Origin of the sequence: Pseudoalteromonas phenolica (genome assembly GCF_005876835.1) — a bacterium.
GTDB classification, from domain to species: domain Bacteria; phylum Pseudomonadota; class Gammaproteobacteria; order Enterobacterales; family Alteromonadaceae; genus Pseudoalteromonas; species Pseudoalteromonas phenolica_B.
This window is the reverse complement of record NZ_PPSW01000007.1, coordinates 13,027-26,475: the sequence shown is the minus strand read 5'-3', so window position 1 is coordinate 26,475 and position 13,449 is coordinate 13,027. Positions and strand designations below refer to the sequence as shown.

Annotated in this window: 8 protein-coding genes; 2 read left to right on the top strand and 6 right to left on the bottom strand. The window is 41.6% G+C overall.

What is annotated here, in order from left to right:
* Positions 1-123 precede the first annotated feature (123 nt).
* Positions 124-2,916, bottom strand: a complete 2,793-nt coding sequence (locus tag C1E24_RS03985) for a TonB-dependent receptor (protein WP_138478960.1) — start codon at positions 2,914-2,916, stop codon at positions 124-126.
* Positions 2,917-3,204: 288 nt separating this feature from the next.
* On the opposite strand from C1E24_RS03985, the gene pulA reads away from it, so the two are divergent.
* Positions 3,205-6,003 (top strand): pullulanase-type alpha-1,6-glucosidase, encoded by a 2,799-nt coding sequence (gene pulA / locus C1E24_RS03980; protein WP_138478958.1) that lies wholly within the window; start codon positions 3,205-3,207, stop codon positions 6,001-6,003.
* A gap of 210 nt (positions 6,004-6,213) precedes the next feature.
* Positions 6,214-7,293 (top strand): cell division protein ZapE, encoded by a 1,080-nt coding sequence (gene zapE / locus C1E24_RS03975; RefSeq protein ID WP_138478956.1) that lies wholly within the window; start codon positions 6,214-6,216, stop codon positions 7,291-7,293.
* Between the two features lie 121 nt (positions 7,294-7,414).
* Here the strand turns inward: zapE and C1E24_RS03970 are convergent, their stop codons facing one another.
* The 5 genes from C1E24_RS03970 to C1E24_RS03950 all read right to left on the bottom strand — a co-directional run bounded on the left by C1E24_RS03970 (position 7,415) and on the right by C1E24_RS03950 (position 13,387).
* Positions 7,415-9,733, bottom strand: coding sequence for a collagenase (locus C1E24_RS03970; RefSeq protein WP_171040764.1), 2,319 nt, complete (start codon positions 9,731-9,733; stop codon positions 7,415-7,417).
* A 188-nt stretch (positions 9,734-9,921) separates the two neighbouring features.
* Positions 9,922-10,608, bottom strand: coding sequence for a substrate-binding periplasmic protein (locus C1E24_RS03965; protein ID WP_171040763.1), 687 nt, complete (start codon positions 10,606-10,608; stop codon positions 9,922-9,924).
* Positions 10,609-10,796: 188 nt separating this feature from the next.
* Positions 10,797-11,540 (bottom strand): DUF3307 domain-containing protein, encoded by a 744-nt coding sequence (locus C1E24_RS03960; protein ID WP_138478951.1) that lies wholly within the window; start codon positions 11,538-11,540, stop codon positions 10,797-10,799.
* Position 11,541: 1 nt separating this feature from the next.
* Positions 11,542-12,171 carry a hypothetical protein gene (locus C1E24_RS03955; RefSeq protein WP_138478949.1) on the bottom strand — a complete coding sequence of 210 codons (630 nt, stop codon included), beginning with the start codon at positions 12,169-12,171 and terminating at the stop codon, positions 11,542-11,544.
* Between the two features lie 115 nt (positions 12,172-12,286).
* The gene (locus C1E24_RS03950; protein WP_138478947.1) at positions 12,287-13,387 is read right to left on the bottom strand and encodes a hypothetical protein; all 1,101 of its coding nucleotides are present in this window, start codon (positions 13,385-13,387) and stop codon (positions 12,287-12,289) included.
* Positions 13,388-13,449 lie beyond the last annotated feature (62 nt).

Below are 13,449 nucleotides of genomic sequence, written 5' to 3'. Positions count from 1 at the left end.
CCCGACATAAAGTCGGTGCTACCGAGTCGCTTTAATATTTACCATTGAAACTAAGCATATTAAAAAGCCCTTGGATTTTCATCGCAAGGGCTATCATAACTAACTTAGCTTTATCACGCTCGTTTAGAACTTATATGCGAAGCCTAACGAGTAGTTACGGCCGTAATCTTGGTAATCACGTACCTGTAACGCATTGTCACCGCTTAGCGTAGTGAAAGGCTCTTCAGTCAAGTTGTAACCCTGTAGGAATACAGATAGGCCTTCAAGGTCTTTGAAGCCACCTTCACCAAAGTCATAGCCAATTTGTGCATCCCAAATTGTTTCACCCATGATGTCTACTTGAGTCGCTGTGTAACCGATACCGTTTACGTCACCTTTGAAGTCATCACGTTTACGCATGCTTGCACGAGCTGAGAAACCGTGATTTTCATAGTAGAAAGTGAATGTTGAAATACTTTCTGAAAGACCCGGTATCTTGTATTCAGCGCCTTCAGGGTTCTTAAGGTCAGACTCAACACCTGTGTAGCTTGCAATAATACCGAAGCCGTCTAATGCCTCAGAGAACACGTTAAGAGGTAATGTACCAGACAGTTCATAACCCCAAAGCGTACCTTCACCACCATTTACTTTACCACTACCTGTACCATTTGGGTTCGCAGGGATAGCGCCAGTTGCAGGATCTGCAACACCTGTCATATCAACCGCATATTGACCGTCGAAGTGCCAGTTAGTAATGTCTTTATGGAATAGTGCGACTGCAAAGTAGCCTTCGCTGCTGAAGTAGTTTTCGTAAGTTAAGTCTAGGCCAAATGCTTCTTTTGGCTCAAGCTCTGGGTTACCACCGCCGATTGACCAGTTGTTACCATTAGAATCAGGTTGCTGATTGTATGTTGCACTAAAAGACGCATTCATTTCATCCAGACGAGCACGTGAAATGGTTTTCGCTGCACCAAAACGCATTGACTGGTCGTCGTCTAGCTTTAACGTTAAATTTAAGCTAGGTAATAAATGGTTATAGTCATGGCTGATGTCAGTAGGTGAAGTAACTACCTTACCATCCACGGTGTTAAACGCATTACCTTTTGATGACTGCTCAGAGCGCACATAACGTAAACCCATGTTACCACTTAATGGCATGTCAGCGACTTCAGTGTCGATATCTGCTTTTACAAATAAAGAAGTTACTTTTTCACGTACAGTCCAAGACTTAGTTGCGTGAGATGAATTAGTTAAGCTTTCTTGCAGACCATAGTAATAACCGTCACGAACAAGGCCGTTCACGTCATAAGCAATCATTTCGCCCATGCCAATGAAATCTAGATTAGCTGTACCCAGACGATATTGCTCAGGTACTACCATCATGCCAGTGTTACTTGGGTACTTGAAGCTTGAAAGCGTTAAGAAGTAACCTTCTGATAACTTCGCTTTTTCGCGGTCACGGTATGAAATACCCGCAGAAACTGATGAGATAAAGTCATTCTCGATTGCTTGTGTAGCTGCAAATTTCAGAGATTTAAGTTCGTCTTCAACTTCAGGAGTATTAATGAAACCATCTTGTAGTTGGTTTTCAAAATCAGTACCTGTTACGTTGAACGCATCATTTAACGCGCCACTCCAACCCCAGCTTAAAGGACCGCCTAATTGAATTAGGTCGTAGTCTGCATAGTTAAGGTTGTGATTGAATTTTGCGCCCGTGTTACCACCGTCAAGTGTATAGCTTAGTGTGTCAGCTTCACCACGGTCATTGCCTCGACCTGTACCTGCGTAGCTTTCAATACCAACGATTTTCTTTTCTACTTTTGAGTAGCTTACGTCAAAGTCTAAAGTTAAGTCAGTATTAACATCCCACTTTGTATTGAAACCTAACGATTTCATCTCAGCATCACGCTCGTTGTAATCATTACGCACTACAACACGTTGACCCATAGTTGTGCCAGAAGTAATAAAGCCTGACGCATCATCTACTGAATTTGCGCTTACAGTACCTTGGCCCCATGCAAATGGAATTTCAATACCACGCAGGCGCTGCTTGTCTAAGAAATCTACATATAGTGCATCGAAGGTCATACGTACGTCATCACGCGGTGCCGCTTCTAGTACGAACATCATAGAGTCACGTTCAAGCTCAGAAGAGCGAACGTATGGCTTAGCACCACCTAAGATAGAGTACTTTTTACCATCTTGTTCAAACTCAGGGTAACCCCATGCATTCCAACGTTTTTCTTGGTTTGGAGAGCTCATGGTGTTAAGTGCAAATGCCACACCGATTGTGTCATCAGCGAATTTGTCTAGGTAGAAGAATGTTGCCTTGTGGCCTTGGTCTTCACCGTCTGGGTTTAGCTTTTCAAAGCTGGTTTTTTCGATAACGCCATTAACTTGAATAATACGACCATCTTGGTCTAATGGCTTGATTGTTTGTAGGTTAACTGTACCTGCAATACCTTCACCTTCGATGCTTGCATCTGGTGTTTTATAAACGGTTACGCCGCTCATGATTTCAGAAGGGTAAAGGTCGAATTCAGCGCCGCGGTTGTCGCTGATAGAAACTTGTTCACGGCCATTTAATGTTGTGCCGCTTTCATTTTCACCGAAACCACGGATAGAGATCTTACTTGCACGGCCATCTAAGCGCTGTGTAGCAAGACCAGGCAGGCGAGATAAAGATTCTGCGATTGAAGAGTCAGGTAGTTTACCGATGTCTTCAGCTGAAATGGTTTCAACTACGCTGGTAGAAAAACGTTTAGCGTTGATAGATTCAACTAGCGAGCGGCGGAAGCCTTTTACTTCGATAACTTCAACGTCTTTTTGTGCTTTTTGCTCTGCATCTTGCGCAGCTGCAAACATTGGTGCACTCATTGCAGCAAAGCCACTTGCTAAAAGTGCCAAGGTCACTTTGCTTGGTTTTAGTTTTTGCATTTGTTTTATCCCCGTTGCCATAGGTGTTCGGTTATACCGTTAACATGCCAAACTTTATAGTAACTTATGTAATCGTTCGGTCATGCCAACATGTTATGGGTTGTCGGAGCTTAATATATAGCCGTGTTGTGTTGATGAATAGTTAATGCATACGTATTCATAGTTACCAGTTTAGACTAGGTGCGTTGAATACGTATGCAAAAGCTATTCATTTGGTTGTGTCAAATATAGGGCATTCAGTAACGTATGACCTAGTTGAAAATACTTTTAAAATAATGGGACTCGCCAATGCGCAAAGTAACAAAGTCTTTGGGTTTAATTACGAAAATGACAATAATCCCGCTTGTGGCATCTTTAAGTGCTTGCCAACTGGTAAACACACAGCAAGCTTTTGAACAACAAGCCGAGCAAATCGCAACACAAGCGACTTATGGCGCGCACTGGTTAACCTCAGAATTACTATTACTGACGCCTTCAGTTGCACAATCTAACTTACAGCTAAAAAGCGCCTTAATTGAAGGACAAATGTCACAACAAGTTGCACTCGCTAAGGTTGAATTACCGGCTTGGGTTGCGGCTAGCTATCCACATTTAGCTGATTTTAAAGCGTATAAAGTTGCGCTTACCAATCAACAAGCTAAAAGCTGGGCGAAAGGGCAGGTCAGTGTGGTTGATAGTAAAGGCGCACTTGTGAGCTTTGTACAGCAAGGTGAGCTATTAGATTCGCTTTATACTTTAACTGCGAATGATGCCAATGAAGTGTCTGATCTAGGTGCCACCGTACTGGCAGATTCTGTGCAATTTAAGCTGTGGGCACCTACAGCACAAAAGGTATCTTTACTAGCGTTTGGTAATAGTCTTCATAATCCGGCTAATAAAATACCGATGCAGGAAGATAAAAACACCGGCGTTTGGCAAGTAAAGGCTAACAATGTCGCTGCACTTGATTATTACCAGTATGAAATCACCGTATATCATCCAGAAACGAAAAAAGTCGAAACAATAATTACAACTGACCCATATGCATTGAGTTTATCGACAAACAGTAGCCATGCCCAAGTTGTTGACTTAAATGATAAAGCCACGCAGCCTACGGGATGGGGAAGTCATTCAGTGCCGAGTATCAATAAACCTGAAGATAATGTGTTATACGAAACCCATATTCGCGATTTTAGTGCCAGTGATAAAGCGCTGAGCAACAGTGCATGGCGTGGTAAATATCTAGCTTTTACCGATATGAACTCAGATGGCATGAAGCATTTAACGGCGCTAAGAGATGCCGGCTTAAATAACATTCATCTACTGCCGACTTATGATTTAGGCAGTATCAACGAAGATGCTGAAACGGTCATTGAACATACGTCAAGTATGCAATTTGTGTGTAAGCAGCTGCCCAAATTAGACGAGTGTCAAAATACTTGGGAAAAAGGCACACGAGTAGTCGATGTATTAAAAAGTTATCCAACAGACTCAGCTAAAGCGCAAAAGCTTGTCAGTGTGCTACGTCAATTTGATAACTACAACTGGGGATATGATCCATTCCATTACACAGTGCCAGAAGGCAGCTATGCGACAAATTCGATGGGCGTAACGCGTATTGTTGAATTTAGAGAAATGGTACAACACCTTCATTCAATGGGTTTTCGTGTGATCATGGACGTGGTGTATAACCACACCCATCAGTTCGGTTTGGCAAAAAATTCCGTGCTCGATAAAATTGTGCCGGGATACTACCACCGTTTAAATCCAACAACAGGTATTGTTGAGCAATCAACTTGTTACACCTGCGGTAATACTGCAACTGAGCGTACCATGATGGCAAAGCTGATGAATGACTCATTGGTGACTTGGGCCCGTGATTACAAGATTGATGGTTTTAGATTCGACTTAATGGGGCATCAGCCAAAAGCTGAAATGCTACAAGCGCGAGAGCTAGTTCGTGAAGTTGATCCAGATACTTACTTTTACGGTGAAGGCTGGAACTTCGGTGAAGTAGCCAATAATGCACAATTTGTGCAGGCCAGTCAGTTAGAATTGGGTGGCACTGAGATTGGCACATTTAGCGATCGTCTTCGTGATGCAGTTCGAGGCCCTGGCAACAATACCCGTGACACGCAAGGTGTGGGTAATGGTCTGCTAACATTACCTAACGAGTTACAAACTGACGCACAAAGCAAACAACGTTATTTTGTGGCGATGGATCAAGTGCGCATCGGTATGGCGGGTAATCTCGCTGAATATAACTTAGCAAATAAATACAATGGGTTAGATAAGCGTTTAGGTAAAGACGTGCCTTATGGCGACCAACCTACAGGTTATGCGTTAGACCCGGCAGACACCATTAACTATGTGTCTAAGCATGATAACCAAACACTATGGGATAACAGCCAGTACCGTCTTGCGTTTGATTTAACCGCCGCTGAGCGTGTGCGTTTACATACGCAAAGCATGAGTTATGTGATGTATGGTCAAGGTATTCCATTTATTCCTATGGGATCTGAGCTATTACGTTCAAAGTCATTTTTACGAGATAGCTATGATTATGGCGACTGGTTTAATGCTACAGACTTTGCGGGGCAAAACAATAACTATGATGTAGGTCTACCTCCAGCCGATAAAGACAAAGATAACTGGCCTTTAATCAAAACGGTACTTGCAGGTCACCAAGACCGCGATGATGTGAGTTCAGCAGATATTCAATTGGCAAAAGGCATGTTCATCGATATGCTGAAAATCAGAAATAGTTCTGAGTTATTCCGTCTTGCAACCGCAGATCAAGTTCAGCAAAAAGTCCAATTTTTAAATACGCAAAAATCAGTGAATGATAAAAATCATCAATCAGGTCTAATTGTTATGCAGTTAGATGATACTCAGGGTGAGGCTGTAGATAACAAATTTTCGCGTATTTTGGTGATCTTCAACGCTAATAATGAACAAAATTCATTCAAAGTTGTCGAAAGTCAAGATTACCAGTTACATCCAGTGCTAAAACAGGGTCATGACCCTGTGGTCAAAGAGACAAAAATTACAGCAGAGGGAATTGATGTACCGGCACTGAGCACAGTGGTCTTAGTCAAGTATAAGTAAAACGACCTATACTTTACTGGACTTTTAGTGATTTCATCTATACTGGTTAAATTACTGAGAGTAAAGGTATTCAATTCCCCTTGAATACGAATCTAAAAGCGCCGGCTGCCCCCGGCGCTTTTTTCTTTTTAATAAGTCAAAATAGTCTTATCTTCTTAGCAAAACCTGTAAAATACACGATAGACTATCTTTATTCTGTTTCGCTCTAGTATGACAACTCTCTCTGACAGTTACTTTTCGCAAATTCATTCTCAAAAGCTGACTCAAGATCCTGCCCAAATTATCGCGTTGAATGCCTTAGATACGTTGGCGAATGCACTTGAGCAGGGCAAGTCATGTCAAAGCTTATATTTATATGGCCCAGTTGGGCGAGGCAAAACCATGCTGATGGATTTGTTCTTTGCGCATTTGTCGGGGGTGACTAAGCAAAGACTTCATTTTCATCACTTTATGGCGCAAGTGCATCAAGCACTTAACGCACTTCAAGGCACGCTTAACCCTTTACAGCAAGTTGCGAAAGACTGGGAAAGTAAAGCCAAGGTACTGTGTTTTGATGAGTTTTTTGTCACTGATATTGGTGATGCCATGATCATGGCAAGACTGTTCGACGCCTTATTTAAAGAAGGCGTTGTGTTGGTAACGACCTCAAACGCGCATCCTGAGCAGCTTTACCATAATGGCTTAGCACGAGAGCGGTTTTTACCGACCATCGCGTTATTATTAGCAAAGTGCGACGTGATTAACGTTGCAGGCGAGGTTGATCACCGTTTTGCTCATGGTGCGAACTACACCCATTACTTTGTGCAGGATCAGGCTGGTTTTTTAACTCAATTTGAACGCGCTCATGGTGTGTTAGAAACGAAACAAATCGAGATATGCCGCAGAGAAGTCGAAGTATTAGGTAAAAGTGAACACGGTTACTTGTTTGATTTTATGGCCTTGTGCTCAACCCCAAGAGCAACTGCAGATTATATCGAGCTGGCGAAAAATCACCGAATTATATTTGTCAGCAAAGTGCCAAAAATGGGCGCACAGCCCGATGAGAAGCGCGTTACTCAAGGTATCGAAGACGGTTACCAGCGCGCACATTCAAGTATTCAAAATGCCCGATTCGATGACGAAGCGCGACGTTTTATTGCACTGGTTGATGAGTGCTATGAACAGCATTGTTTATTAGTGATTGATGCTGAATGTGACCTAACAGAGTTATATGTAGGAGAGCAACTGGCGTTTGCGTTTGAGCGAACCAAAAGCCGTTTAGTCGAAATGCAGAGCTGGTCTTTTTTTTAAATCTGTTCAGCGGTGTGGAACTGCAATGGGGCTTTGCCATAAAATAACATCCTTGTTTCTTTTGATGTGTGTGAGTCACCTATTTGCAGGTGACTCAAAGTAGGTCTGTGCTTTAAAAGCGTTAATCTTTAAATAAGCTTTCATCAATCACATAAATGTTACTGCTGTCATTGAGATCGAGCACGCCGTAGCATTGGCCATCACTGCCCATCAGTGCCATGCGGTCGCCCACAACCCAGTTGCTATTAGCATAACTGTCGCCAAATTCTAGCGTGCCATAATTACCATAATATAAAGACCCATCACTGTTGTTAACCCACGCTAGTGTTACAGGTGTTTCAGACTGATTATGTACTGCAAACTCAGGCGCATAGTTATTTTGTCGAGAATAGGTAGTGAGTAATTCGCAGCTGCCAATGTCAGCCGTTGCAACTGGAATAGGGGCTTCGCTAACGGCATCTTTTACAAACTCAGCATCTACTTCAAAGCTATTATCAGTATCGTTGACGATGGCAACCCCTAAACAGTTACCCGCAGCATCGCCTAACATCATACGATCGCCAACCACCCAATTATCCGCGCTGAATGTCTCACCTGCTGCTAATGTTTGGAATGCAGAGCTTGGCTGAGTACCCGAGTAGTTGTTGATCCAATAAAGCTGAATATCTTTGTCAGAGCTATTATTGACTGTGAAGCCTTCAATCTGCTGGCGGCTGCGGCCATAGGTTTCAACCAAATTACAGCTGTCCAATGTGCCTTTTTCTGGCCAGTGAGGTAGGTATGGTTCGACAGGTGTGATCAGTGGCATAGGTGCTGGTAAATCTACAGTACAGTCAGTGCCTGTACATGCCGTTAAATATAGGTCTAAAATATCTGCGCCAGCAAAATCAGAGCCAACTGTGACAAAGTAAGTGCCTTGTTCTGGTGTTTCAAGCGAACAAGATTCTTCATTGGATGACTCTGTGGTTGAGCTGCAAAGCACAGCCTGATCTATAGCTGGGTGTGCAGGTGAGTCTTTGCTCACCCAAAGGTCTACGTTGGTCGAGCCACCAGACGTTTTGAAGGTTAACGCGGGTGTCTCTTCTGATAGAGTGACACTATATACCCAGCCACCACGCCCGTTAATAGGCATTGCTTCACCTAAAGTTATTGGCTGCGCGCTTGCTTTGAAGTTCTCAACTAAGGTCGTTGTGCGCCATGTTTTAAAGCTTTCTTCGTAGGCAGTTGAAAACTCTGCTAACTGTGTACTCACCGTTTCCCATTCGCCAGCACGCATATTCGTAATGAGAGTTTTAACTTCTCCAGGGTGCTGCTCAATCATGTAAGCGACGGCTAAAGTGCCCCAATCATAAAAAGAGCTGTAGCTAATGGTAGGGGTTGTGATATCGCTGAGCGAGTAACTTGTTTCTTGATTAGCATCGAGTAACATTTGATATGGGCGCTGGTAATAGGTCCCTACATATTCAGCTAACCCTTCGGTCCACCACCCTAAGTCGCCGTTATAACCACCTTCTTTGTTATATCGGCCATCAAGCGCGTGTACATACTCATGAGCGAGTGACCGCACAACTGAACGGCCGCCGCTCCACTCTAAGGCGTTAAAAGTAAGGATGGTTGAGTCGTGATACCATTTAGTCGGCGCAGTTTCAAAATAAATACCACTGCTGTTATCTGAGTCCCATAAGTGTTCAACCCAGCTCATATGATTCGATAGACTCGCAAAGATATTTATATTGGTGATCTCGTTTAAGTCATTCGGTACAGGTACGCCAGTATCCTCTGAGAGCTTGTCGTTAAGTACTGTTTCGAAGCGAGCTTTGGTTTCTATCAAGGTGTCACAAATACGCTTTCTTGCTTCTTCATTCATAGTTTCTTGAATACGCACTTGTACCATATCAGCACATAATTCGCTGCTAGCAAATAATGATGTAGTAGCAAAGAGTGTTGCATCATTTACTGCCGAGTCCTCATAGGCGTCTATGAGAATATTGTATCGACCAGGTTGAGGGTTATCGATTATGCAAGTTTCGTGGCTATTTGGGCTATTAAAAGACACACAATCAAATACAGGGACATCACCTGCCTCAGGAAAGCTTTCGTATTTAATGTAAATATCAGGATCGCCCAGTTCTAAACTTTCTTCGCCGCGACTTAAACTAACTAATAAGGTTGGTGCAGCTTCTTCAAGATCGATGTAATAGCCAATAGGCTCTGATGTTGAAAGGCCTTTCTTAACAATATCTAAGGTTAAGATCGGCTCTTCAGCGTATGGAAAGCTGCTTTCACTTGAGTTTTCACTATCTGATCCTGAGTTACCAGAATTTGATCCCGAATCAGATTGCTCTTCGACTTTATGTATCTCTGGTTGCTCATTATCACTGCCATTACACCCTGTTAATGCTAAAGCGATACATAAGCTTAGTAATCTTTTCTTATTCATTTTTAGCTCTCTTTTTTGTTGTTTTTTAGTGCTTGATGTTAAAGAGGGGTAAATTTTTAACATGAATAATATATATTGTATACAGTTGTTGTGTTTTTATTATAAGGCAATGCTCTGAAAGCAAAGGGTTTCAGTGTTTTTAGATAGTAAATTTGGGATTAAATTAAGAGGTAGAACGCTGATTTTTATCAGAGAGATAACCATACCTGTTGATAATCTTGCAGTACTGGTGTGATCTTGTTTTGTTGTTTTAATTCACGAAGGCGTAAGTTGAACTGTTTTACTACTTCCGGGCATTTTTTTGAAAAGTGTAGAGTAAAGGCATTGTGTACATCATAGTTATTTAGCTTTAATACAACATCAAATTGATTTTCTAACGCGTTGCTTTTTAAATAACTTTGGGCAGATAGTAAACCTGTGAGCACATAATCAACTCGTTTCATCTTTAACATTTGAAAGTTCTGAGTAATACCATGGATCTGCTGAATATTGTGTTGTTGTTTTAGAAAAGTATCTATCTGTTCACCATGTCTATCCCCTGCATTTATGCTGCCGTGACTATTCGATAGTTGCCACAGACCATTGAGTTGCGCTATTTCTCCTTTTCGAGTAAACACAGCAACTGGGTTAGCCGCAAAGCTCTCTTCTGTAAATTCTAAATATGCCCTTCTTTCAGACGTTTTTTTCAGAGCGGGTATAAAGTCTATTTTGTCATCTTTGGCGCTTTTTAGAACCCTTTTCCAAGGCCCCATATAAACAACATGTGCCTTTACGCCTAATTCTGAAAATATATGTTCACTTAGTTCAATAGATGCACCTGTTAGGGTGTTGCCACTGCGCCAATGAAAAGGAGGGTAATTTGGATGCGCCGACATGGTGATGCTTTGGCAGTTCGGTTTGGCATTAACGTGAGCGTGTATTCCTATTAGAAAAAAACAAAAAGTGAAAATTCTTACAAGCATAGAGTAGCCTTACTATAATTTGTTTAATCATAGTTTATTAAAACGTTTACTTCGTCTGCTTTTTGTTTTTTTCACATTATTCTTTGAGCTAGGTTATAAGACTATAAGAAAGTTGTTATTAATCCTGCCACGCTCAAGGTAACCAATATACTTACGAGGGTACCTAGCATCACATATTCAGTGAGCTTTCTGTCTTTACTTGCGGTTAGATCGCCAAAACGAAATACTGATTTAGCCGCTAAAATAAAGCCAACAGCCGCCCAGCTATCAATCAGAATACAAGTTAATAAAAGCACTCGCTCAAGTTGCCCGATTAAATTACCCGCTTGCGGTAAGCTTTCTTCTTCATTCCCCATGTATGCCCAGCGCTCAAGTAGCATTCTGATCATCACAGAGGCTGGTGTCAGGACCAATAAATAGCCAAGCCCAATGATGAGATTACTCGGTGTGCTAATGAATGAGAGTAACTGCTCACTTATATGGAATGGCTCAGATAAATTAAAAGTTATGAGTAAAATGACTAATAAATGCGCGAGTTGGTCGAGTAAAAACGGTATCACTCCCTTACTCGAATATGATTTACCGATATCAATTAAATAGTGGCTAATAGTCACAAGCGTCGCATAACCAAAAGCTGCACTACCGACCCCAAAGTCATAGTTGTGTTGCCATATTGCCAGTGCAATAAATGCAAGTACACCATGCACTAAACTGTGCCAAACGACTTTAGTAGATTTAAAGTGCCGATTATTTCTGTCATGTACCCAGCTCATGGGTTGTAGATAAAAGTCGGCGATAACATGGCCAATGACTAGCCATAATAAAAGTGTTTGCCATTCAGCCATATTACGTCTCCTTGCTGAAAATATAAGACTCGCTCAAGGTGATAAACGCATCAATTAAGGTGTAGTTAGCTAAATTAAGCAATTTTGTCACATTTGCCCGGCTAGTACTGAGTTGACCAGCAAGCTGCGCATGTTCAGGTTTATCTTGTTGTAGATATAAAAGTAGTGCTTGGGCTTGTTTACGGCTTAATTTACTCAGCAATAAGTCAATAAATTGAATATTCAGTAAAAAGCTTTCGTTGCAGGTATTGTTATAGACCAAACGTTGATGTTTGATGTTATCAAGACCATGACCTGCTTTTACCAATGCTTCACCCGTTGCGGTGGCAAGCCCACCTTGTGATAACTTAATTTGTCCTTGAGCGAGGCTCACTTTTACATCTAAACCTTGTTGTATAAAGAATAGCCTTACCGCAATGGCCTGTTTGAATAAGGCTTTTGCTTTTGGCAGGGCTATTTGAAAGCTATCACCACGGAAAATATGAAACTCGGCGGAAAATTCAGCTCTTAAAGCGCTCAGGTAATACTTTAATTGAACAAGCAATTGCTCATAATCACTTTGACAGAGTGATTGTGAGTTCACAATGTCGGCGGTGATCACACCCATATAGTTTTCTTGTGAAATCGGCATGAGAAGTAACCAAAATGAGTAACTTGATTTAATGTAACTTAATTTGGTTACTTGTTCAAATGTAACCGACTTTAGTTACATTTTGGTGTGCAATTTAGCTGGCACTACACTGAGTTTAAAGTTGCTTATTCGCTTCAAGTACCCATACGTTCACAATAGGGTTCTCTTTTTTATAGCTGATTTTGATATCGAGGAGTTGCCCTGAGACCTGCTCATTGACTGTCATTTTACTTTTCGAGAGAAAATAAAATCCATCGCTAAATGACAAGCTGCTGTTATTTTCAATGGCGATCCCTTTGATTTTAGCTAACTCTATTAAGGCGTCTTTAATCGCTAACTCTATGGCTGTACTGAGTAAAAAATCTGACGAGATAGCGCCATCATGACCAAAGCTGCCTTGGATCAAACTACGGTCTTGGTAAATAGCTTGAGATTGCCAATTCTCTTCTAGTTCAATTGAATTAATGGGCAATACAAAATTACCGATCAGCGTGCCATGATACTCACAGAGTTCATTTAAAATCATACCATGATGCTGGTCCACCTTTGCTTTCACATCACTTTGCTGATTGAAACTGACAGTGTGTCGATTTGAGTTAGAGTCCGAAGATTGGCTGATAAATTCAGTTGCACGTACTTGGCTATTGCTTAGTAAATTAGCGATTAAGTTGGCATTTTGTTGCGCCATTGAAAGCTGCTGATGGGGTGAGCTGGTATAAAAACTTACGCCAGTAATGGTGTTTGCTTGCTCATCACATAGCCATGTTGGATTACATTGCTTAAATTGGCACATGGATAAATTTGTGAGGGTCTGTTGTTGGCTCAAGGCAAAAGCATCTTGCTCTAATGTTGCGTAACTATAAATAACCCCTTGATAGAAAAACTCAGGCATAAACCGCACTGTGTTTCCTGAAGGTAATAGGAGCTTAGCGGTATTTGCAAGTTGCTTAGCGTCTATCTCTGTTAGAGCGAATTGATGATGGCTTTGTAATTTGACTAAGGCTGCTTTTCTGCTGCCAGAGATATTAATTCTACCTAGGCTGTCATACTTTGCTGCTGCACCAATAAATCCGATGATTTGATTATGAACTGGTTTGATAAACCAGTGAGGCGCACGATTAGTTTGTTGTTTTTTTAGCCCTAAAGTACTGTTACACCCTGAGGTAGATGCAAGTGTGATAAGTAAAAAAGTAAAAGAAAAGAGGCTAAACTTCATTGTGCTATTCATCCTTAAAAGCAGCATAAAACGTATTTTGATTAGGGCATATTAAACAGGAA